Source organism: Atopobacter sp. AH10 (assembly GCF_003664595.1).
Lineage (GTDB): Bacteria > Bacillota > Bacilli > Lactobacillales > Aerococcaceae > Atopobacter.
Genome location: NZ_QXPZ01000003.1, coordinates 54746 through 77083, shown reverse-complemented (window position 1 = coordinate 77083; position 22338 = coordinate 54746). Strand labels below are relative to the sequence as shown.

The 22338-nt window shown below is 39.4% G+C and carries 21 protein-coding genes and 1 pseudogene; 2 read left to right on the top strand and 20 right to left on the bottom strand.

Features of this window, described 5'->3' with window-relative positions:
- Positions 1-91: 91 nt before the first annotated feature.
- Positions 92-289, top strand: a pseudogene (locus tag D3H64_RS10555) (transposase); the annotation flags it as partial.
- A gap of 257 nt (positions 290-546) precedes the next feature.
- Here D3H64_RS10555 and D3H64_RS01615 read toward each other — a convergent pair.
- The 19 genes from D3H64_RS01615 to D3H64_RS01525 form a co-directional block, all read right to left on the bottom strand.
- Positions 547-1194 (bottom strand): thiamine diphosphokinase, encoded by a 648-nt coding sequence (locus tag D3H64_RS01615; protein ID WP_121564192.1) that lies wholly within the window; start codon positions 1192-1194, stop codon positions 547-549.
- A complete protein-coding gene (rpe, locus tag D3H64_RS01610; RefSeq protein WP_121564190.1) occupies positions 1194-1847 on the bottom strand; it encodes a ribulose-phosphate 3-epimerase in 654 nt (217 codons plus the stop codon). Before rpe ends, D3H64_RS01615 begins: the two co-directional genes overlap by 1 nt.
- 1 nt (position 1848) lies before the next feature.
- Positions 1849-2730: a ribosome small subunit-dependent GTPase A gene (gene rsgA, locus D3H64_RS01605; protein WP_121564188.1), complete on the bottom strand. Its 882-nt coding sequence runs from the start codon at positions 2728-2730 to the stop codon at positions 1849-1851.
- Positions 2731-2885: 155 nt separating this feature from the next.
- Complete coding sequence (gene pknB / locus D3H64_RS01600; RefSeq protein WP_121564186.1) at positions 2886-4850, bottom strand: Stk1 family PASTA domain-containing Ser/Thr kinase; 1965 nt, start codon at positions 4848-4850, stop codon at positions 2886-2888.
- Positions 4851-4853: 3 nt separating this feature from the next.
- Positions 4854-5594: a Stp1/IreP family PP2C-type Ser/Thr phosphatase gene (locus tag D3H64_RS01595; RefSeq protein WP_121564184.1), complete on the bottom strand. Its 741-nt coding sequence runs from the start codon at positions 5592-5594 to the stop codon at positions 4854-4856.
- Between the two features lie 11 nt (positions 5595-5605).
- The gene (rsmB, locus tag D3H64_RS01590) at positions 5606-6940 is read right to left on the bottom strand and encodes a 16S rRNA (cytosine(967)-C(5))-methyltransferase RsmB (protein ID WP_121564182.1); all 1335 of its coding nucleotides are present in this window, start codon (positions 6938-6940) and stop codon (positions 5606-5608) included.
- Entirely contained in the window at positions 6915-7898 is a 984-nt protein-coding gene (fmt, locus tag D3H64_RS01585) for a methionyl-tRNA formyltransferase (RefSeq protein WP_121564180.1), read from the bottom strand. The genes rsmB and fmt overlap by 26 nt, the downstream gene beginning before the upstream one ends.
- 10 nt (positions 7899-7908) lie before the next feature.
- On the bottom strand, positions 7909-10305 hold the full coding sequence (gene priA, locus D3H64_RS01580) for a primosomal protein N' (RefSeq protein WP_121564178.1): 2397 nt from the start codon (positions 10303-10305) through the stop codon (positions 7909-7911).
- Between the two features lie 73 nt (positions 10306-10378).
- The gene (rpoZ, locus tag D3H64_RS01575; RefSeq protein ID WP_121564176.1) at positions 10379-10591 is read right to left on the bottom strand and encodes a DNA-directed RNA polymerase subunit omega; all 213 of its coding nucleotides are present in this window, start codon (positions 10589-10591) and stop codon (positions 10379-10381) included.
- Complete coding sequence (gmk, locus tag D3H64_RS01570; protein ID WP_121564174.1) at positions 10591-11199, bottom strand: guanylate kinase; 609 nt, start codon at positions 11197-11199, stop codon at positions 10591-10593. Before gmk ends, rpoZ begins: the two co-directional genes overlap by 1 nt.
- 194 nt (positions 11200-11393) lie before the next feature.
- Entirely contained in the window at positions 11394-12020 is a 627-nt protein-coding gene (locus D3H64_RS01565) for a V-type ATP synthase subunit D (RefSeq protein WP_121564172.1), read from the bottom strand.
- Positions 12021-12027: 7 nt separating this feature from the next.
- Positions 12028-13404 (bottom strand): V-type ATP synthase subunit B, encoded by a 1377-nt coding sequence (locus tag D3H64_RS01560; protein ID WP_121564170.1) that lies wholly within the window; start codon positions 13402-13404, stop codon positions 12028-12030.
- Positions 13397-15181, bottom strand: coding sequence for a V-type ATP synthase subunit A (locus tag D3H64_RS01555; RefSeq protein WP_121564168.1), 1785 nt, complete (start codon positions 15179-15181; stop codon positions 13397-13399). The genes D3H64_RS01560 and D3H64_RS01555 overlap by 8 nt, the downstream gene beginning before the upstream one ends.
- A 19-nt stretch (positions 15182-15200) precedes the next feature.
- On the bottom strand, positions 15201-15512 hold the full coding sequence (locus D3H64_RS01550) for a V-type ATP synthase subunit F (protein ID WP_121564166.1): 312 nt from the start codon (positions 15510-15512) through the stop codon (positions 15201-15203).
- The gene (locus D3H64_RS01545) at positions 15502-16509 is read right to left on the bottom strand and encodes a V-type ATPase subunit (protein WP_121564164.1); all 1008 of its coding nucleotides are present in this window, start codon (positions 16507-16509) and stop codon (positions 15502-15504) included. Before D3H64_RS01545 ends, D3H64_RS01550 begins: the two co-directional genes overlap by 11 nt.
- Positions 16510-16520: 11 nt before the next feature.
- Positions 16521-17105 (bottom strand): hypothetical protein, encoded by a 585-nt coding sequence (locus D3H64_RS01540; RefSeq protein ID WP_121564162.1) that lies wholly within the window; start codon positions 17103-17105, stop codon positions 16521-16523.
- A 33-nt stretch (positions 17106-17138) separates the two neighbouring features.
- Entirely contained in the window at positions 17139-17615 is a 477-nt protein-coding gene (locus tag D3H64_RS01535) for a V-type ATP synthase subunit K (RefSeq protein WP_370448431.1), read from the bottom strand.
- A 25-nt stretch (positions 17616-17640) separates the two neighbouring features.
- Positions 17641-19584, bottom strand: coding sequence for a V-type ATP synthase subunit I (locus D3H64_RS01530; protein ID WP_121564158.1), 1944 nt, complete (start codon positions 19582-19584; stop codon positions 17641-17643).
- The gene (locus D3H64_RS01525; protein ID WP_121564156.1) at positions 19562-19897 is read right to left on the bottom strand and encodes a hypothetical protein; all 336 of its coding nucleotides are present in this window, start codon (positions 19895-19897) and stop codon (positions 19562-19564) included. Before D3H64_RS01525 ends, D3H64_RS01530 begins: the two co-directional genes overlap by 23 nt.
- Positions 19898-20359: 462 nt before the next feature.
- On the opposite strand from D3H64_RS01525, the gene D3H64_RS01520 reads away from it, so the two are divergent.
- Positions 20360-20647, top strand: a complete 288-nt coding sequence (locus D3H64_RS01520) for a hypothetical protein (RefSeq protein WP_121564154.1) — start codon at positions 20360-20362, stop codon at positions 20645-20647.
- Positions 20648-20857: 210 nt separating this feature from the next.
- Here the strand turns inward: D3H64_RS01520 and cls are convergent, their stop codons facing one another.
- Positions 20858-22309 carry a cardiolipin synthase gene (cls, locus tag D3H64_RS01515; protein ID WP_121564152.1) on the bottom strand — a complete coding sequence of 484 codons (1452 nt, stop codon included), beginning with the start codon at positions 22307-22309 and terminating at the stop codon, positions 20858-20860.
- Between the last annotated feature and the right edge of the window lie 29 nt (positions 22310-22338).

Genomic DNA, 22338 nt, shown 5'->3' with positions numbered 1-22338 from the left:
TCAAGAAGGTCTCTTCATTTTCAAACGATTGTCAAAATATCCGTTGGATCATTTACTTTCTTAAAAACTCGAAGGAGCTCTTAGACACTTTAACAGGCCTTTAAAGACATTTAATAAGTATAAGGACTTCATTCTCAACGCCTATAGTTATTCTTATAACAACGGTCATTTAGAGGCGTGGAACAATCAAATAAAAACCCTCAAGAAGACCGCCTATGGCTTTCGCAATTTCGAGCACTTGAAGAAAAGATGCTTTTTAAAGATGAATCGCTTGTCAGTAGCTGTGTAAAGGTTACACGCACTTCTACTTTATCCAATAAACGCTCTATGCCAAGAGTACCTTTAATAGGCATGAGCTTGTTTAGGGCAAAGTAGGATAAATATCATCTGTAATATAAAAAACCACTCCCCCGAAGAAGAGTGATTTTCTCTAAAAAATTTACCAACAACAAAATTTGACAAAGTGCCAGAAAAAAAAGGAGAGGCACTCTATAGACTAGCTATTTTTACTCGAATGATAAAAGCAACACAAGCTCTCCCTTTTCGCTAAAAACGATGGTCGTCCGCCGCCTGAATCATGGCAATTCGCCCTGTCTGAAAGGCTAAAGTCATCTTATCCTCAACAAATTCGTTGCTAATATAGGCACGAGGTCTAGCAACATCTACCCCAGGAAGTTCGTATTTCACTCCACTAAGCGATAAATTCGAAATCGGTGTTAAAAGAATAAACGACAAATAGCGCCAATGCCGTTCATCTCTTATCTCATGTATTCCAGGGAAATAAAATTTTAAAAAAGAATCTTTTTGAACGAAATTGACTCGATCGACAATCTGTTCAAGAATCGGGTGATAGCCTAACCATAAAATAGAAACACTATGATCTAAACGCCCTCCAAAAGCGCCAAAAATAGTGATTTCGCCCTCTAAGCCCTGAGCAAGAATCCATTTTAAAGCAGCCTCTGTATCCGTGTCATCTTTTTCTCTTGGTAAACTAATCACTTCATCGATCTCATTTAAGTAAGCCAACTCTTCCTCATCCAAAGAATCAAAATCCCCTATGGCTAAGTCGACTTTTATCCCATGATTTCTAAAAACTATCGTGCCATGATCTACCCCGATCACAAAATCTCCTGATTCTTTTTTAAAATTAGGAGGAATATAAGCACCTGGTGCCCCTAAACACATGTAAATCATTATTTTGTTGCCTCAATTAAAGCTTTAATCCCCTCTGAGTAATCTTTATGCTTGAACACATAAGAGCCTGCAACAAATATATCCGCTCCCAGACTAGCCATTCGTTTGGCAGTTTCTTCATTAATGCCGCCATCAACCTCTATTTCAAAATGGTAATCATTCTTCTCTCTTAGATGGTTCAATTCTTTAACTTTTTCTTCCATCTCTTTTATATAACTTTGCCCCCCAAATCCAGGATTAACTGTCATCACCAAGACCATATCGACCATATGCAAAAGAGGTTTGATAAATGATACTGGCGTCCCTGGATTTATTGCCAAACCAGCGCGAACTTTTTTGGACTGAATTTTCGCAATTAAGGCATGGAGGTGTACTGATGATTCAGCATGAACAGTAATGATATCTGCTCCAGCATCAGCAAAAGCTTCCACATATTTTTCCGGTTGAGCAATCATCAAATGACAGTCAATCGCTAGATTAGTTAATGGACGAATACTCTTCAATACGGGTAAACCAAAAGAAATGTTTTCGACAAAGTTGCCATCCATTACATCAAAATGAAGCCAGTCAGCTCCTGCTGTTTGTAAGTCCGTAATTTCCTTTCTTAAGCAAGCAAAATTAGCACTAAGTAAAGATGGAGCAATAATAGACATGTTATCTCTTCCTTTCATAATGTGGCTTTTGTTGACTAACTTCTTCTAAGGCTTTCAAATAATGCTCATAGCGTCGATGATGAAAATCGTTTTCCATACAAAACTCTTTTACAGCGCATTGAGGCTCATGCGTATGGGTACAAGGTTGATACTTACACAAAGGGGATAGATCCTTCCATTCGATAAAATAATGCCCTAGATCCTCTTTATCCATATAAGGTAACTGTAGACTAGAAAATCCTGGCGTATCCGCTATAAAAACTTCTTGATAAGGGTAAACTGTTACAGACCGTGTCGTATGTCGACCACGATTCAAAACAAGTGAAATATCCCCAGTCTCCAACTTTAATTCTGGTAAAAGACGATTCAACATAGTGGATTTCCCAACTCCTGATTGCCCCATTAAGAGTAGCCATTCATCAGATAACTGAGCTAGATAGGAGGCAAATGCCTCTCCCTCATTACTTATAACTGTGTAACCTAGTGAACAGTAGCCCTCAAGCACTTGATCCATTGCTTTTCTTTCTTCTCTATTTAAAAGATCCATTTTAGTCAGCAAAAGGATCGGCTCAATTCTCTTCTCTCCCAAATAGACGATAAAGCGATCCATCAAATAGGGCGAAAAATCTGGCTCTTTAGCGGACATGACCAAAATTCCTTTATCGATATTGGCCATTGGCGGGCGGATTAAACTATTTTTTCTAGGATAAATTTGGCTAATGACGGCTTCATCTGTTTCGTCCACTTCTACCCAATCTCCTACCAAGGGAGATTGCCCTTTTTTACGGAAAATGCCTCTGGGTTTCGTTCTTACTATTCCCCCCCCAGCTACAGCTACATCATAAAAGCCTGAAATAGCGTGGACGATACGACCTTTCGTCATAACTGGCCTCCTTTCTAGTTTGTATGGCTATCTTGAATACTATTTTAACTAAAGACTAGTCAAAACAAGAACAAATCAAGGCTTGACTAGGACTTATTTCTGCCTATACAGACCAAAAGCCTACTCTTTACAAAAGAATAGGGCTTCGGTCATCTTTATCCAGTTACATTTGCATTTTGTTCAATGATAACTCCATCACGTTTAATCATATATTTACCGACCTGGCCTGGTTTTAATTCGAAAGTCAAATTGATATCAGTTGATTCGGAAATCTCCAAGCTTTGAACCGGTTTATTCATCTTATGATTTTGGTCTTCAATAAAGACTTCAATATGGTTGCTGGAATTACCTCTTCCATCTTTAGGCAAATAAGAAACTCTTGTCCACCGTTGAACAGTTCTCAGGCTTTTCTTATCATTACTAGGACCAGAAGATATAACTACAGACAGTGTCCCTCCAAAAGGCAAAGGACTCCCAGCTTCTGGATTTTGAGATACTAGAAAGCCTTTTTCAATTTCATCTGAACTGGCATAGGATATTTTGAGATCAAAGCCATTGTTTTGGGCATAATCTCGAACTTCCTGTTCAGAGTAGCCAGATAGATTAGCAACTGACACGGATTCAAGGCCTGTAGATACAGTCAAAGCTATAGTCGTGGTATGCGGATCCACCTTTTTACCAACCTTTAAATCCTGGTCAATGATTATACCTGGCTTAACATTGTCACTAGCTTCTTCGTAGCGTTCCACATTAAAGCCAAGTTTATCCAATTTTTTCCGCACAGAGCTATAAGATTTACCTGTATAGTCTTCTATAGTCACTAACTTCTTGCCAGAAGAAACAATTAGCGAAACTTTACTTCCTTTTTTCACCGTTTTTCCTTCTGCCGGATTTGATCTGATCACATAGCCTTTTTGAACGACATCATTCTTTTCTTTCTTTATCTCGCCAAGCGTTAATCCCGCTTCTTTCAAATTTTCTTCTGCCCGTTTAAGGGTCATCTGACTAAGAATCGGAACCTCAACTTGCTCTGAACGTGGATGGAGAAAGACCCAAAGAGTGCCTAACATAGCCATCATTAATATAGCTAATAGGAAATAATGAACTTTTCTCCTCCTACTAGTTTTAACAGGTTTCTTTGCCTTAGTCATCTTATCCAAGTGTTGACTTTTTATCCGTTCGCGCATGTCTTTTTGACTTTTGGTCTCAGACAGCAATTCAGCTACAGGTTTAACGACACGAACCTTATTCTTTTTCCCCTGTTGCTTAGGATCAAACTTAGCTTCATTTTTACGTTTAGAATCCATTGCCGTCGAAATATCGTTATACATTTCTTGACAAGATTTGTAACGAACTGCTGGATTTTTTGCTGTAGCTCGTAAACAAACATTTTCTAAAGCTTGTGGGACCTGTGGAATTTGAGAGCGTATACTCGGTAAGTCCTCTTGGAAGTGTTTCAAGGCAATAGACACTGGGCTATCCCCATCAAACGGAACTTTCCCTACAAGAATTTCATACATCACAATCCCTAAAGCATAGATATCAGATTGGATAGTCGCCCTTGAACCTCTCGCCTGTTCAGGAGAAAGATAATGGACAGAGCCAAGTAAAGTATTCGTTTGCGTAACAGAAGTATCAGATAGGGCTACTGCAATCCCAAAGTCTGTTAATTGCACATGATCATGATGGTCAATTAAAACATTTTGCGACTTGATATCCCGATGGATAATGCGATTCTGATGGGCTAAGCTCAAAGCTTCTAGCAATTGTTTCATAATGAAGACCGCACGTTTTGGCTCGATTGGACCATGCTTTTTTATATAGTCCTTCAGGTCTTCACCATCGTTGTACTCCATCACTATATATTGTTGACCATTTTCTTCATCAACATCATAAACCGCTACAATATTCGGATGAGTCAATTGAGCAGCTGACAGGGCTTCTCGTTTGAATCGTCGAATAGAGTCTTTGTTATCTTGGAAATCGAAACGCAATACTTTCACCGCAACAAAACGGTTCAAGATGAGGTCATGCCCAAGATAGACATTAGACATGCCTCCACTACCAATATGATCGATAATCTTGTAGCGCCCACCTACTTTATCGCCAATAGAGATCACGGGCTACTCACCCTCCCTCTTAAAAACATCCGCGATAACAGTAGTAATATTATCAGATCCACCAGCTTCATTAGCTAAATCAACTAAATGAGCGGCTAACTTACTTCTATCAGTGCTTTCTATAGCCTCAGCAAGCTCTTTAGAAGATAGCATATTGCTTAAACCATCACTACACAGGAGGTAGAGGTCATCCAGTTCAGCATCAACAATAAGTGAATCAATCTCTACATCAGACTGTAGACCAATTGACCGGGTGATGTAATTCTTTTGAGGATGATGTTCTGCCTCTTGACGGGTCACTTCACCAGTCTTAAGTAACTCATTCATTAGCGAATGATCTTCTGTAATTTGAGAAAGTACATGATCGCGATAAAGATAAGCACGGCTATCCCCGACATTCATCACCAGCACTTTCTGTCCCATCACAGCTGCTAAAACCAGTGTGGTTCCCATACCAAACAAATTTTCTTGATCTTGGCCATATTGATACACCATGAGATTAGCTTCTTCTACAATTTCAACTAAAAAAAGCTTTAAATCGTCTAAACTATCAAATTGGCTGTCTTCAAAACGTTCTCCAATATGGTTACGCACCATCTGACTAGCTACTTCACCAGCTTGATGCCCACCTACACCATCACAGACAATCAATAAGAGTTGGCCGGATTGATTATAGAAATAACCTGCTGAATCTTCATTGATACGTCTCTTTTTGCCAATATCTGTTGCTAGATAAACACTCATAAGTCACCTCTTCAGTTTCTTTTCCGTAAACGAGCGATGAAAAAGCCATCTGTTTGCGCCATATGTGGCAAAATTTCTAGGTAGCCTTCTGGAGTTGTCGCCCCTGGAATCGTGCAATCCTCTATCGGATCCACTTCCCATTCAGGATAGGTCTTTACTAGCCAGTCAATTTGATCTTGATTTTCTTCATGGGTCAAAGTACAGGTAGAATACATCATCCACCCACCTGGCTTCACTAGTTTCAAAAGTCGATCCAGTATTTCACGTTGCAAATCTACCAAATCATCAACCGTTTTTTGATGGAAATGGTAACGAATGTCTCTCTTACGTCTCATTAGGCCAAGGCCACTACAAGGGACATCCGCAATGATACCATCAAAGCTATTAGCTTCGCCCTTTAAATACCTGGCATCTTCTTGACTGATCGTGACTCGATCAGAGAGACCCACTCTCTCAACATTTTCCCTAATTTTAGCACATTTGTCAACTTGTCTATCGTTACTTTGTAAATGACCAGTCTTTAGCCTTTGAAGTATATGGGTTGTCTTTCCACCCGGAGCTGCACAAGCATCTAATAAGTTTTCATCTCCTTTAATGGGTGCAAACAAGCCCACCTGTTGACTAGAGATATCTTGAACGACTAATCGTCCTTTTTTAAATGCTTCACTATATATAATTTCCCCTGATCGTGCAGTCAGTCCCACTGGACTATAGGGACTTTTCTCTAGCTTATAACCTTCCTTTGATAATTCTTCTAAAAGTTTGGAACGTTCCTTTTCATCACCTAGCACCCTAAAATGCAAGAGAGCCGGTTGGTTTAAGCTTTCTAAAATAGCCTTACATTCATCTAACCCATACTGTTGACGGAAACGAGAAACTATTCCAAGCGGTAAACTATAGTAACGCGACAGGTCTTTATTCTTATCTGATAATAAATTTGGTAGTCTGGCCTCTTTAAAAGCTTTTCTCAAAATAGCATTGACAGCATTAGCTACCCCTTGATGGCGAATTTCTTTTGCTAAAGCAACACTTTCATTGATGATAGCATGATCAGGAATCCGATCTAAAAAGCATTTTTGATACAATGCTGCTTCTAATATCAGCCAGACTTCTCTATCCAAACCCTGTTTCACTTGTATAAAATCTTTCAATCCATCTCTTAAACGATAATGGTACTGTAAGACCCCCTGAACAATTTCTTCAGTTAAAGCTCTATCTTTGGCCTTTAAAGGGGTTTTTGCCCGCCAAGCTTCTAAAAGAGGTGAAAGAGCTACTTGATGCAATAAGCAAGCTTCCAAGAGTTCCTGCGCTTGGGAGCGACTAGTGACTTTCTTCTTTGTTGCCATTGAAGTTCTCTCCTAACGTCAACTGTCTTCCTTGCCCATTCATATAACTTTTAATCGGCATGGGATTCTTACCAGATGGTTGTATTTCTTTGAGATAGATCACTTTTCCATCTCCACAAAGTATACCCAAATTTGCCTTATCTAAAACAACTATATCACCTGCATCACTTTTTAGGAGAAGGTCTTCTTTAGGAAGTGGCCCTTTTAAACTGGCTTGCCATATTTTTAGCCGTTTACCATTTTGCTTGACATAGGCCCCTGGGTAAGGGTTAAAGGCACGTATTTTCCGAATTAAAGCCAGAGCTGACTCTTGCCAGTCTAGCACTTCCATTTCAGGAGGAATATTGGGACTGAAGCTGACTTGACTAGGATCTTGGGCTTCTTTTTTTAGCTTACCCTCTACCAGAGCCAAAAGTGTATCTGCAACAGTCTTTGAAGCCAAATCACTTAATTCTTTAAATAATTGCCCAGTCGTTTCATCTTCTGCAATGGATAGGCTATATTGAGCTAATATATCTCCGGCATCCATTTCTTGGACCATCTCCATATAAGTGATACCACTTTCCTGATCTCCATTCAGAATAGCATAGTGAACTGGAGCCCCACCTCTATATTTTGGAAGAAGAGAAGCGTGAATATTCACCGCCCCGTACTTGCTTGCTTCCAAAAGGCTTTTAGGTAAAAACTGTCCATAAGCCGCTGTCACTAAAATATCCGCATGTAAATCCCTTAACTTTTTAACAGCTTCTTTATCACGTATACGTGTTGGCTGAAACACTGGTATAGCTAAACTTGTTGCAGCTTCTTTCACTGGAGGAGCTTGTAGCTTTCTTTTCCTCCCTACTGGCTTATCCGGTTGGGTCACAACTGCCACTATCGTAAAATCTGGATGCTCATGTAGCGCTCGCAAGGGTCCTACCGAAAATTCTGGTGTGCCCATAAAAATAATTTTTAACATCTTCTATCTCCTAAATAAAGTTTTGTGGATCCCTTTGAATGGAAAATAATAAATCTGATCGATTCACTTGATCCAATTCTAAGGCTAGTTGATTTAAACGCTGATCTAAACGACGACTATCTTTATACTTTATCAGTAATTGATAATAATAAAAACGGTTAATACGCCCGATGGATTGAACAGATGGTCCTAGAATAATCACTTGACCTAAATCTTCCTTTTCTAATAAACGTTTAAGTCGGTAACCCTCTTTCAAAGCAAGATTTTCTTCTTTTGCTGCGATTGAAATTCTGACCATATAATAATAGGGTGGATATTGCCCTAACTTTCGCATCGTCATTTCTTTTTTGAAAAAAGTCTCATAATCTTGTCTTTTGGCATCTTGTAGGACGTAATGATCAGGATTGTAGGTCTGAATCAAGACTAGACCTTTTTTCTCTCCCCGTCCAGCTCGGCCACTAACTTGGGTCAACAATTGAAAAGTTCGCTCATAAGCTCGGAAATCCGGAATGTTTAAACCAGTATCTGCATTTAAAACACCAACTAAAGTCACATTGGGAAAATCCAAGCCCTTAGCAATCATCTGAGTGCCTAAAAGAATGTCCGCTTGACCCTTTGCCATCTGACTTAAGAGAGCTTCATGTTTGCCCTTACCTTTAGTTGTATCCACATCCATACGAATAATACGCGCTTCTTTGAAAACATCCTGAAGCTCTTCTTCAATTTTCTGTGTACCGACACCTATATAGCGTAACTTGGCCCCCTGACATTTCGGACAACATTCTAAAATATCTTCATGATGATCACAATAATGGCATTTCATTCTTCTTTCTTTCAAATGTAAGGTCAAGGAGATATTGCAATTTGGGCACATATGGACATAGCCACAATGACGACATTGGACATAAGCTGAATAACCCCGTCTATTCAAAAGGAGGACGACCTGTTCTTTCTTATCTAGCCGATTTTTTATCGCATCAATTAAACTTTCAGACAAATGCCCTTTCCCAGCTAATAACTCCTTACGCATATCAATTAATCTAACTTCAGGCAATTGGTTTGCAGTCGGGCGTTCCAAAAGACTCAAGAATTGATAAACCCCTTTATGGGCTCTGGCTCGACTTTCTAAACTTGGCGTAGCTGAGCCTAAAACTACAGGGCAATGATGAAAGGCTGCACGCCATTTAGCAATATCTCTAGCATGGTAACGACACTTTTCCATTTGCTGATAACTTGACTCGTGCTCTTCATCTAAAATAATGAGGCCAATATTCTCTAAGGGAGCAAAAATTGCTGACCGAGCTCCCACTACTACCTTAGCTTTAAAAGACTTTAAGCGTCTCCACTCATCAAATTGCTCTCTTTCAGATAAGCCACTGTGCCAAACAGCAACGGTTTCACCAAAACGTCTCGTAAATCGAGCGGTCATCTGTGGCGTTAGAGCAATTTCTGGAACAAGCATAAGCGCTGATTGCCCCCTATCTAAGCATTCTTGTATCCATTGGAGGTACAGTTCTGTTTTTCCAGATCCAGTAATGCCTTCTAATAGAAAGACTTCTCCTTTTCTTTCTTGAATAGCTGTTATAACTGGTTGGAAGGCCTGCTCTTGTGCTTCTGTTAAAGGAAAAGGATGTTCCAGTTGATCTGGTGTCTTCTCCCATAATTGACTAGAAATGGCTTCCTCTTCTAATCGTACCCATCCCTTTTTTTCCGCTGCTTTTATAGTGCTTGACTTAATGAGGGGACTTTTTTTTAATAATTCTATACGCATGGGACATGGATCTTCTAAAAGTGCCTTTAAAAGAGCCTCCTGCCCTGCATAGCTTTTTGGAAGAGAAGCAAGTAATTGACAAATCTCCTCCTCTTTAATATTAGCATAAATTCTTGTAAGCTTTTTAACCTTCCCATGATCTTTCACTTTATAATCTATTTCAACCATCGCCTCTTTTTTTAAAGCATATAAACAGTCTAAAAGGCCTTTCTCTTCAGCTTTTTCATAAGTTAGCGGTAAGTCAAAATTCATTTCATTCTTTAATGCAGGACTCGCTTGATCTGTCCAAACAAAGAAACGCTGGTAGCTAGATTTCAGTAAATTAGGCAACATCATTTGATAGATACTGATCAAGAAAGAATAATAGTAATTCGCCATCCATTGACCTAGTTGAATCAACTCTTTGCTCAACACAGGGAAATCATCCATAACGGCTTGAACTTCTTTTAAACTACCTTCGAAAGTCGTTTCTTCAGTCATCCCAATAACAAAACCTTGAATTTTACGAACCCCAAAAGGTACTTCAACTCGGCTACCAAGCTCTAATTCCTCTTTAAGCTTATCAGGAATAAGATAATCAAAAGGGCGATTGACCTTTTGATGTGGCACATCCACAATTACCTGGGCAAATGTCATATAAAACTAGACTCTCCTTTCTTGATGAAAAAAAGGCTGACCCTCTCGTCAGCCCCTTTTCCCTTATTTCACATTATTCATCTTTCGGTAAGGTGTCCTCACGAATGGTCAACTTTCCTGCTGCTACTTCTTCAAGAGCTTTACCGACATTTTTTACCGATTTGTAAGAATCTAAAAGTGGCATACTATGTAAGTATAGATCTCTCGATCGTTTGCTTGCAATCACCACTAAAGAATACTTTGAATCAATTTGTTCCAACAAATAATCGATGGAAGGATATAACATTAGTCCTCTACCTCTTTCTTAATAGTTCCTAAAACTCTAGAGACTTTTAAATGTTCACTTTCAATAATAGCTTCTATTTTACGAACAGCTTCATCAACTTGATCATTCACCACTGCATAATCATACAAGGTGATCAACTCTAGCTCTTCTTTTGCTTTCAACATTCGTTTTTCTATTACATCACTAGCATCTGTCCCACGACAAACAATCCGATTATATAATTCCTCTAAATTAGGAGGTGTCAAGAAAATAAAAATTCCTTCTGGCATTTTTTCTCGAACTTTAAGAGCCCCTTGAACTTCAATTTCTAAAAATACGTCTCGTCCATTTGCAAGTTGCTCTTCCACATAGGACAATGGCGTTCCATAATAATTCCCGACATACTCGGCGTACTCCAGTAAATCCTCATTGTTGATCATTTCCTCAAACTCTTCTCTTGTCTTAAAGAAATAATCCTTTCCATCTTCCTCACCCACACGCTTCTTGCGAGTAGTAGCAGAAATTGAATACGAAAATTTCTGACTCTTTTCAAATATTTTCGCTCTTACCGTTCCCTTGCCAACACCAGATGGTCCTGACAAGACGATGAGTAAACCGCGTTGCGTCATAGAACTCTCTACCTCCCCAAATGATTGCTTCTATTGTATCACAATTCTCTTTATTTTCCATACTTGTCAGTCCATTTTGATGCCATTATCGTCTCTATTACAAAATTCTCATTTTTCTCCAAAAAGAAAAGAACCTAACGCCCTTAAAGTCGTAGGTTCTTTTCCTTTTTTATTCGCCACTAGCTTCTCTTTAACTATTGCCCCATATCTTTCACTTTAATGATACGGGTTAAACTTGCCCGTTCATTTTCTTCGAGTTTCATTTCGATATAGTGGATAGTTTCTTCCAATTGCGGAATCATCCGATATTCCAATGCATTGACCCGCCGTCTTGTCTTTTCAATTTCGTCTGCCATCAATTGGCAGGCCTTTTCAATCTCAGACAGTTTTAACAAGTCATCCATGACCGCCCGCAGTTCCCAAACAGAATGGTCTAATTCACTATTAGAGTTAAGATAGCCATATTGAAATTCATCGCTACTTCCCTCTTCAACTGAAAAATGCATATCTGGTACATTAACACTCATGACATTTTTCTTATCAATGGTGAGAGAGACTTGCCTAGGAGGAAGAGCTACTAATTCATCGATAAAAGCTTCATTCAGAGAAGCTCGGGCGAGAACAAAAGCTTGCATCCCCTGAATGAGTCGTCCTTCAACAGCTTTCCTTAAGCTATTATTTTGACGGATGAGCTCAATGAATTGACGCATCAATTCATCCTGCTTATCTTTGAGGAGTTTATGACCTCGAGTGGATATTTGAAGACGGGCTTTAAGCTTTTGTAGCTCCATCCGCGTAGGCTTTACATCCAATCTTGCCATGGGCGCCTCACTCCGTTTCTTTCATGTACTTGTCGATCATTGGATCCTTAATCCGTTTTAATTCAGTCCGTGGAAGAATCTTCAATAAATCCCAACCTAAATCGAGTGTTTCAAATATCGTTCGGTTGGTTTGGAAGCCTTGGTTCACGTATTCTTTTTCGAAACGGTCAGTAAACTCAACATACTTCTTATCCGTTTCGCTCAAGGCAGATTCCCCTAAAACTACAGCTAATTCTTTTGCTTGTTTCCCGGTCGCATAAGCGGCAAAAAGTTGGTTCATAGTCGCCGCATGGTCTTCTCTTGTCTTCCCTTCACCCGAACCTTTATCCTTTAAGCGTGACAAGGAAGGAAGCACGTTAATTGGCGGTTCAATCCCTGCTTTATAAAGGTTTTGGTCTAGAATAATTTGCCCTTCCGTGATATAACCTGTCAAGTCAGGTATTGGGTGGGTAATATCATCTTCTGGCATCGTTAAAATTGGAATTTGGGTAACAGACCCCTCTTTACCAATTAATCGACCTGCGCGTTCATATAAAGTAGATAAGTTAGTATAGAGGTAGCCAGGGTAGCCACGACGACCTGGAACTTCACGACGAGCGGCAGATATTTCCCGAAGTGCTTCACAATAGTTAGTCATGTCAGTCATAATAACCAAAACATGCATACCTTTTTCGAAAGCTAGGTATTCAGCGGTTGTCAAGGCCATTTTTGGTGTCGCAATCCGTTCAATAGCTGGGTCATTCGCTAAGTTAACAAACATAACAGAACGATCAATAGCCCCAGTTTTACGGAAGTCATTCATGAAGTATTCAGCTTCTTCAAAAGTGATCCCCATGGCTGCAAAGACAACGGCAAACTTTTCATCTGAGTTCAATACAGTCGCTTGACGAGCAATTTGGGCTGCTAATTCTTTATGTGGTAAACCTGAACCAGAGAATACTGGCAATTTTTGCCCACGAACTAGCGTATTCAAGTGATCGATTGCAGAAATACCTGTTTGAATAAATTCATCAGGATAGTCACGAGCTACTGGGTTAATGGCTTGTCCATTGATATCCAAGTTAGCTTCTGGGATAATGTCTGGTCCACCATCAATGATGTTCCCCATCCCATCAAAGATACGCCCCACCATGTCTTCTGATACGTTTAAGGAAAGAGGTTTACCTCTAAAACGCACCTTGGTGTCACGAAGGTTAATCCCACTTGGGCCTTCAAATATTTGAACCATGGCTTTATCTTCTTGGACTTCCAAAACTTGCCCATGACGAATTGTGCCGTCCTGCATTTCGATTTCAACAAGTTCGTCAAATTTAACGCCTTCTACATGCTCCACCGCCATCAAAGGGCCGACAACTTCACTGACTGTACGATATTCTTTAATCATTATTTGTCATCCCTCCATTTTGGACAGTTTCTTTCATGATTTGATCAACTAAGTCGTTAATGCTATCGATTTGTGCCTTATCTGCTTCTGGAATAAATTTCGCCCGTGCAATCTTATCCCTAACTTCAAGGCTGCCCTTTTCAATCTCCTCATAGTAAGCCCCTAATTCCATCGCTTGACGACCAGCTTCTTCAAAATGAAGAATAGCATTTAAGAGCTTCGCTTGTTTTTCACGAGAAGAGAAGGTATCGACCTCATCAAAAGCGTTTTGTTGCAAGAAGTCTTCACGCAACATTTTAGCCACTAACATAGTCATACGGTCTTTTTCAGACAAGCTTTCTAACCCAACCAATTGAACAATTTCTTGTAAGCTAGATTCTTCTTGCAAAGTGGCCATTGCATGACGAACGCCTTTGTCATAGTTAGCTTGAACATTTTCGTCATACCATTTACCTACTTCATCATTGTAAAGAGAATAAGAGTTCAACCAGTTAATTGCTGGGAAATGCCGCTTTTGACTTAAGCTAGAATCCAAAGCCCAGAAGACTTTTACAACCCGTAAGGTATTTTGAGTGACTGGTTCAGAAATATCCCCACCTGGAGGAGAAACGGCTCCAATCGCTGTAACAGAACCCACACGGCCTTTTGAACCAAGTGTCTTCACCAAACCTGCACGTTCATAGTATTCTGCAATACGTGAACCTAAGTAAGCAGGATAGCCTTCATCCCCTGGCATTTCTTCCAAACGGCCAGACATTTCACGAAGAGCTTCCGCCCAACGTGAGGTAGAATCAGCCATGATAGCGACGTGATAACCCATATCACGGAAGTACTCAGCAATAGTAATCCCCGTGTAAATAGAAGCTTCACGAGCCGCTACTGGCATATTAGAGGTATTAGCGATTAATACTGTCCGCTGCATGATGGATTGACCTGTAGTTGGGTCAATCAATTCTGGAAATTCATTTAATACGTCGGTCATTTCATTACCACGTTCACCGCAACCAACGTAAACAACGATATCCACATCAGCAAATTTCGCTACTTGGTGTTGTACGACCGTTTTACCAGCTCCGAAAGGTCCAGGAACCGCCGCTGCTCCTCCCTTAGTTACAGGGAAAAAGGTATCAATAACTCGTTGTCCTGTTAACATAGGAACATTAGGGTTCATTTTTTGAGCAAATGGACGTCCACGACGAACTGGCCATTTTTGCATCAAAGACCCCTCAAAGACCCCATTTTCTTTTTGGATAGTATAAACGATTTGGTCAACGGTATAATCACCTTCTGCAATAGAAGTAATCTTACCTGACACACCATTTGGAACCATAATCCGATGTTCAACAACCGATGTTTCTTGAACAGTCCCCACAATATCGCCAGGAACTACTTCATCCCCAACTTTGACATTTGGTGTGAAGTGCCATTCTTTATCTCGATCAAGCGAGTGAATGCTCACCCCACGTTTCAAAAAGTCAGAGTTTGTTTTTTCTCTAAAAGTATCCAAGGGACGTTGAATCCCGTCAAACATTTGAGCAATTAGCCCAGGACCTAATTCGACAGACAGGGCTTCCCCAGTTGTCACAACAGGTTCATTTGGCCCTACACCAGATGTTTCTTCATACACCTGAATAGAGGCCACATCTTTACGCATTTCGATAATTTCACCGATAAGGCCTAGATCGCCAACTCGGCAAATATCTTGGATATTGGCATCCGACATTCCTTCAGCAGTGACTAAAGGCCCGGAAACCTTAATAATTTTTCCTTGTTTCAAAAAGCTTCCTCCTCACCGGCTATAAAATATTTTGTCCAACTGCCTTTTCAACATTCTCTTGCACTCGATCCAGACCTATACCTAGAGATCCCAAATGATTTGGAATAAGGATAATTGCCGGCACAAGCTGGTCATCATATCGACGAATCGTGTCCGGTATATCCTTAGCAAGGGCTTCTGTTAAATAAATGATTCCTGTTTCTTCCTTGGCTAAGGAATCGATTTTTGTTCGAGCCTCTTTAGCAGTATTCACAGGATACACAGAGAAGCCGAGAAGTCGAAAGGGCAAAATGGAATCTTTGTCACCAACAACAGCTATTTTATGCGACATTGATTGGATTCATCCTTTCTCTGAGTTCTTCCTCACTAAAGCCATTATCTTTCCCTACTAAAATGAGGCGTATATTAAGAACCTCCATCTCCACGGCGAAAAGATAAGCTAGAACAGGCATTGGACCAAAACCCTCAAACATGGCATCTGCTAAAAAGTCATGGACAATTCTATTTCCTAGAGTTTCTAGATGCATAGCTAGTTGACGTTCATCATCATTAGCAAAGATATTTTCTAAGTCCTTGCTATAATCCTTCCCTTCAAAAAGCGGTAAGGCATCTTTTACTTCCCCAGATTCAGTAGAGTTGACTAAATCTAACTTGGACACCGTGCCAGAACTAGACAGAACAGTCATTAAAAAGCTTCTAGAATGTTGACCTTGTCTTGCCCGAATAAGGGTAGATAAGTTTTTCAAATCAATCATGATATTGACTAGATAATTGAATCTACTGTCTAAAAGCTCATTTGCCAAAGTCCTTAAGTGCTTAAAGTAATAAGTATCCATATAGACATCAGCAGCTTGAACACGTTTAGTTTCCTCATAATCTTTAAGAGCCAAACTAACTCCTTCAACCATCACATCAGGTAAGTGCTCTGACTGCCCAGTTTCTACCAAGTTTTGTAAAGAAGCTTTACTATACAAGCCAATTGGTATCATGAGATGTGATAAATCTCTTCCAGTAAATTGCCCCTTCAATAAGACTTTCAGATTATGGTAGCTATAACGTAAGGCAAAAAGATTGATAATCCGAGGATCAGGAACAACTTCTAGCAATTCATGATATTGCTTTTTGAGCTCATCTGTAAGCAATTGATCAAAGTTTTTTTGACTTTCAAGAGCTTCCAAATCAAAGTCATAACGGGTTTTCTTTAATTGACTTAATGCATCATGCAAGTTTTCAGCATGAAGGAGTGTATCAAAGTCAGCTTGACTAAGGAGACGGGTTTCCATGAGACGAACAGTTGTGTTCACTGCGTTGTAAACATGCTCTTTCATTTCTCCACCTCCTAAGATTCAAAGGCTTTTCTAGCTAATTCTGCTCCAAATTCTTTCCGCAAATCAGATAGTAAGTCATCGAAAAAGTAGTTCAAATTAATCATGTCATCACTCAAAACAAAACCAGCACGTTTTTCAATTTGTTTTTCTGACCACTTAATTTGTGGAAATTGTTTAGCCAATAGCTCTTGATCTTGCGCAGATAGATGTTTAGCTGAGCGTTCGCCCAAACTTAAAACATACTGATGACTTTCATCTAAACTAAGCAATACTTCTTTTATAAATTCAGCTAGGCTAGCACTCGACCAATTCGCCATCACTTCATAACTTTGTTGGAACAAATCTTCCAACAAGCTTCTTTTATGCGCCAAAATATCTTGATTCTTTTGATTCGTCAGCTTTTGAGTAAGGCGTTCGTAGCGCATTTGTTCTCGACGATTGATAAGCTCTTTTTGTTCGAGTATATATTGAGCCATCTTTTCTTTTTGAGCTGTCAAATCGCTGGCACAGCGTTCTTCTGTGTCGGCAACTTTTTGCTCTGCTTCTTGTCTAGCTGAAGCTAAGACTTTCTCTTTAAGAGCATTCAGTTCTTTCACTACATAACCCCCTTCTTATTTATTAATCAGCGATTATTTTCTGTTTAAAACAAGAATAAAGCTGATAACAAATCCTAGGATGGCATATGTTTCAACCATGGCCGCCAAAATCATCCCTTTAGTATTGTGTTCTGGTTTCTTAGCAAGAATTTGAATACCTGTCGCAGCAACACGTCCTTGACAAATACCTGAAGCTAAACCACAGAAACCTACTGGGCAAGCAGCCATCAAAAGATAAAGTCCGTCAGCCAAAGACATTCCTGGCTTCATTGCAAAGAACAACATGAAGAAACCAATAACGAAACCGTAAAGCCCTTGTGTACCAGGAATCAATTCTAGAATCAAAGCTTTACCAAATTTTTCAGGTTCTTCTTTCATTAAGGCAGCGGCAGCTTCACCTACCATACCTACCCCACGAGCTGATCCCCAGCCAGAAAATACTATAGCTACTACTACACCTAAAGCAGCAACAAAATAGCCACCGTTGTCAATTAAAAATTGAGTCCAAATTTGCATCTCTTATTCCTCCAATTTTCTATTTTTTAAATTCGATATCTTTGTCATACATCTTTAATGGTTGGAAAGCTTTCCCGCCACCTTCGTAGAACTTGCCGAAAAATTCAACAAATTGCAAACGAATACCGTGGACGTAAGCAGATAGGTAACTTAAGAAAATATTTAAGCCATGCAGTGCTACAAAGAGTAATACTCCGATAGTAAAGCGTGCAGGTCCTGGTAACAAGGTAATAATAGAGTTAAAAGCAGTGCCTATACTTGCCCCAGATACGCATAGAGCCATTAAACGGGTATAGGACACAATATCTCCCACATAGCCACTAATACCATACAAATTATACAAACCAGATCCCAAGCCGACTAACTTATTATCGCTTGATAGAACAGTTGCCATAACAATAGCTAATGCTGATAAAGCTGCTATAGCCTTACCCAAGATAATAAGCCCATCATTTTTTAAGACTAATGCCCCTGTGATCCATAAAGCAAAGCCTATCAAAAGGCCTAGCCAACCTAAAGCATCAGAAAAAAGTCCATAATAATCCTTTTCTTTCACCTTTAGATGGGTTGCCAATAAGAGACCGACAAATATTTGAACGACCCCTAACAGAACTGATAGGATCAAAATTTGATTAACATCCTTAGACGTTGAAAGCAACCCTACTGGCATCTCAAAACCGAAGAAAGATCCAAAAATCAAGCCCCAAACCATAGTCGGATAACTCAAAATATGGAAGAGTTTGATATTCTTCTTCATTGCGCCTCTTAAATGTAGAGCCTTCAAAGCCAATAATGTTCCAAGCCACAAAACTAGGCCATAACCAAAATCAGCAGCCATCATTCCAAAAAACACACAATAGAAAGGCATCAAAAATGGTGTCGGATCGATCTCATTGTATTTAGGAAGGGCAAACATTTCGGTAAGTAATTCAAAAGGTTCAACAAGTGAATTATTCTTCAAACGAATAGGTACTTGGTCAACTTCTTCTGGCAAAACTTCTCTGTAGAGGATAGCAAAATCATTTTCCTCAAAACGTTCTTTGAGGTACTGCATCAAAGCAGAGAGCTCATTTTTCTCCATCCACCCTTCCATAGCAAAAAGATGGTTTGAATCTTTTATCAAGGCCTTAGCTGCCTCACGTTGCATGGCATTATAGTAGTATGCTTCAGCCAAAATAAAGTTTTCTTTGATGGATTGACTTGCCTTCAAGCTTGCCACAATACTTTCTCTCTTTTGAAGAAGTTCTTGCCTATTTGCCTCTATCTCTTTTAATTTATCAGCTGGTGCACTAGTAAATGGATAGCGGAAAGTAGTAAAGTGATTTTCCCTCAACAGGACTTGTACATCACTTTCATATTGAGGTTGATAGAATACAATAACTCCAATATCATCCTTATCCGAATAAATCTCCTCAGCATAAGCAATAGCTGAATCATCAATTGCTTTAATATAGGCATTATCAGCAGATTGTGGCAGAGTCCCTAGCGAGTAAGCTAAATGACGAAATTGCGCCAAAGCTTTCGGATGGAAGTTCATATTTTTCCATTTATTGGCAGTTTCTTCATGCTGACCAAGTTCCTTCAAACGATCAGCGATCCTACTGAGCTCTTCTTTAGCCCCTTCGACTTTAGCTAGATCCTCTTTGATAGCCTCTTGACTCAACTGCCCTTCCAAGTCCTCTTGCGTTAAACTTAAAGGCGCCTTTCTATAGTGTTTCCACAAACTCATTTGTGGTAAATATTTATCGAGAAAAGCGGAATTGCTTTGAATTCGTTCAAATTCCGATTCCAATGCGCGATAAAATTTAGCTTGATAATGATTGGCTAAAATTTCACTCGCTTGCTCTTCACGGTTGAGGTCATAGACTTCGAATTTTTCTAGAGATTGGATGGCTTTTAGCAAACTGTTCTTTTGATTGAGTGGTGCAATAAGAGTCACCTTATTCATCGTTGCTATTGCCATATCGGTGAATAACCTCCTTTATCGTTAATTCTACTAGCTCTTCACGTCGTTGGTCAAAGACCTGCGTCAAGCGCTGCTTTTCAGAGGTACCTTCTTTAGACAATTTCACCTGAACTTCATCTAAAGCGATATCCTTGTCCGACCGAAGTTTGTCTTGAAATTCAGACAACTCACTGTCTGCAGAATCTTTCAATCCGCTTACTTGACCTTCATGATCACTAAGCAGATTGGCGACACGACTAGCTGCTTCTTGCTCGATTCGTTGAGCTTCATTTTCGATTGCTTCAACAGAATCCAGAATAGAGTTGCTCACATCTCCACCTCCATCTTAACAAATTAACTTAATGCTTAAAGGCATTAACATTCTTATTATATACCAATTAAAATTGCATTCAAATTTAAATAAAGGCGATTTCAATAGAATACCCTGCATCATACTAAACATTTATATATAGGTAGTAATTGGTAAAAAACTCATCTCTTTTGTTTCAAATTTTTTTTTGCGAAGTCAACCTTTTCACTCCATCTTCAATCCCTAAGGAAAAGTCCATGCATCCGCCTATAGTGTAGTAGCATCTTGTCTTCTATCCATTAGCTAGCCCCATCTCCATTGGTGTAAAAGGCCATGAGATCACTTTTATACTTCTCCATTGTCCAATCAACTCCTTTTCCCTTAATAAAAAAAGAACCCCCTAAAAATGTCATCGTCCCCCTTGACAACAAGAACACCTGTTCGTATAATAGGAATACAAACAAACGTTCGGGGGAAGAAAAAATGGAACAACTATCTTACTTAGACTATCCAAGCATCCAATCTTTAGAAGACCTTATCGAGCCAATTGAAGAAGTCTTATCTCAACTTTCATTGGCCTACTGTGCTGACACGCCATGTCGAATCATTGCAGAGTTTAAAGATTTAAATGGTTTCGTTTATCAGGCTAGTTTCGATGCTCGAGTTCATCAGTTTAGTAGCCAAAAGCAAACCGTTTACGTGGAAGACCTAAAAACTAGAGCCTGCTATCTTTTGCCTATCGAAAGGATTCTCAGTGCTCAACCCCTTTAAAGCCATTCTTTTTAAACACCTATCCGCCCTGTGAAGAATAGCATCCTAGATAAGAGGATAGCTCTTTCAAAATCCCAATATCTTGGCAGCTAGAAGGGTCATTAGCTTTTCATCCTCCAATTTTGCTAGTCCATTTTATCCAATAAACGAAGAAAACGCCAGATCTCTTATCTGGCGTTTTCTTCGTTTATTTCATCTAGACTACTAACTCTACAATATAGGCGAGAACAGTCTGGAAAAAGCTTGTTTAAATTTTTTCCACTTAGACTGACGATTAAAATATTCAGCATCAGCAATATGGCACTTGCGACAATCTTCGATAAAATGCGCTGCCATTTCTCTAGCGACTCTGTGATCATAGATAAAAGCATTAATTTCAAAATTTAAACGAAAAGAGCGCACATCAAAATTAGCTGTCCCTATCGTACACATTTGCCCATCAACGACCATAGACTTACTATGCAAAAAGCCATCTTGATAAGTATAGACACGAGCCCCTAATTTTTCTAAAAGTTTAGCATAATACTCGGTTGCCCTATAAACCAAGACATGATCGGGTTTACAAGGGATCATCAGTCTCACATCAATTCCTGATTGTAAGGCTAGCTGCAAACTTTCAAACATACTTTCATCAGGGATAAAGTAAGGGGTCTGGATAAAAATATATCGTCGTGCCGTACTAATCATCTTCTTCATCCCTAATTTAATTTGCTGTTCAGAATCAGGTCCAGAGGTTACTATTTGCATAGCCGTTTTCCCACTTTCGTTATTTTTGGGGAAATAACGATCAGAGGGACGCAACTGCTCGCTTTCAATCGCTACAGCATTCCAATCCATAAAGAACCTGCTTTGAAGATTAAGAACTGCATTTCCTGTTAACCTGACATGAGTATCTCTCCAATAGCCAAGTTTGCCTTTCCCAATGTACTCATCCCCAATATTGTAACCTCCAAAATAACCGATTTTCCCATCAATAACAACTATTTTCCGGTGATTACGAAAGTTAATCCGAAAATTAAAGAAAGAATAGGCTGACCCAAAAAAGGGTTTAGCAAATCCTCCATTCTTTTCAATTGCTTTGAAAGCATCTCGGTGAGTACGATTAGAACCTAGCGCATCATATAAAACAATAACTTCGACACCTAGAGAGGCTTTCTGGGCCAAAAGATCAATGATTTTCTTTCCTAATTCATCGTCTCTGAAGATATAATAAAGCATATGAATATGGTCTTTTGCAGCTATGATATCCTTCATTAAGGATTCAAACTTTTCTTGACCATCAACGATAAGCCTCAGAGAATTATTGGTCGTAAGAATAGATTCATCATTATTGAGAAAAATGGTGGCTAAATCTTGTTGATAGGGATTGCCATTAAAATAACTTGTCAATAAATCGTCATTGAAGAGTTCTTTTTGCGTATCAACCCACTCTTCTAGTCCAATGAGATCTTGTAAGGCCATACGATTCAATCGTGACTTTGGTAAACGTCTACCAAAGAAAAAGTAAAGCACCAGCCCAACACCAGGTAAAAAGATTAAAAGTAAAAGCCAAGCCCAAGTTGCCGCAATATCCCTAGGTTCACGAAAAACTGTGATGATCGATATCAAGACATTCAGCGCCACAAGATAGGTTAGTATATTAAAAAGAGTATCTACCCACATCTTTTCACCTGCTCACTCTTAATAAGAAT

Excerpts from the sequence above, each read along its gene's own strand:
- rsmB (WP_121564182.1), bottom strand. The coding sequence starts at position 6,940 with ATGGCAACAAAGAAGAAAGTCACTAGTCGCTCCCAAGCGCAGGAACTC.
- D3H64_RS01565 (WP_121564172.1), bottom strand. The coding sequence starts at position 12,020 with ATGGCAAGATTGGATGTAAAGCCTACGCGGATGGAGCTACAAAAGCTT.
- D3H64_RS01550 (WP_121564166.1), bottom strand. The coding sequence starts at position 15,512 with ATGTCGCATAAAATAGCTGTTGTTGGTGACAAAGATTCCATTTTGCCC.
- rpoZ (WP_121564176.1), bottom strand. The coding sequence starts at position 10,591 with ATGTTATATCCTTCCATCGATTATTTGTTGGAACAAATTGATTCAAAG.
- priA (WP_121564178.1), bottom strand. The coding sequence starts at position 10,305 with ATGACATTTGCCCAGGTAATTGTGGATGTGCCACATCAAAAGGTCAAT.
- D3H64_RS01595 (WP_121564184.1), bottom strand. The coding sequence starts at position 5,594 with ATGAGTGTTTATCTAGCAACAGATATTGGCAAAAAGAGACGTATCAAT.
- D3H64_RS01520 (WP_121564154.1), top strand. The coding sequence starts at position 20,360 with ATGGAACAACTATCTTACTTAGACTATCCAAGCATCCAATCTTTAGAA.
- gmk (WP_121564174.1), bottom strand. The coding sequence starts at position 11,199 with ATGACGCAACGCGGTTTACTCATCGTCTTGTCAGGACCATCTGGTGTT.
- fmt (WP_121564180.1), bottom strand. The coding sequence starts at position 7,898 with ATGTTAAAAATTATTTTTATGGGCACACCAGAATTTTCGGTAGGACCC.
- D3H64_RS01530 (WP_121564158.1), bottom strand. The coding sequence starts at position 19,584 with ATGGCAATAGCAACGATGAATAAGGTGACTCTTATTGCACCACTCAAT.
- D3H64_RS01560 (WP_121564170.1), bottom strand. The coding sequence starts at position 13,404 with ATGATTAAAGAATATCGTACAGTCAGTGAAGTTGTCGGCCCTTTGATG.
- D3H64_RS01545 (WP_121564164.1), bottom strand. The coding sequence starts at position 16,509 with ATGAAAGAGCATGTTTACAACGCAGTGAACACAACTGTTCGTCTCATG.
- rpe (WP_121564190.1), bottom strand. The coding sequence starts at position 1,847 with ATGTCTATTATTGCTCCATCTTTACTTAGTGCTAATTTTGCTTGCTTA.
- cls (WP_121564152.1), bottom strand. The coding sequence starts at position 22,309 with ATGTGGGTAGATACTCTTTTTAATATACTAACCTATCTTGTGGCGCTG.
- rsgA (WP_121564188.1), bottom strand. The coding sequence starts at position 2,730 with ATGACGAAAGGTCGTATCGTCCACGCTATTTCAGGCTTTTATGATGTA.
- D3H64_RS01615 (WP_121564192.1), bottom strand. The coding sequence starts at position 1,194 with ATGATTTACATGTGTTTAGGGGCACCAGGTGCTTATATTCCTCCTAAT.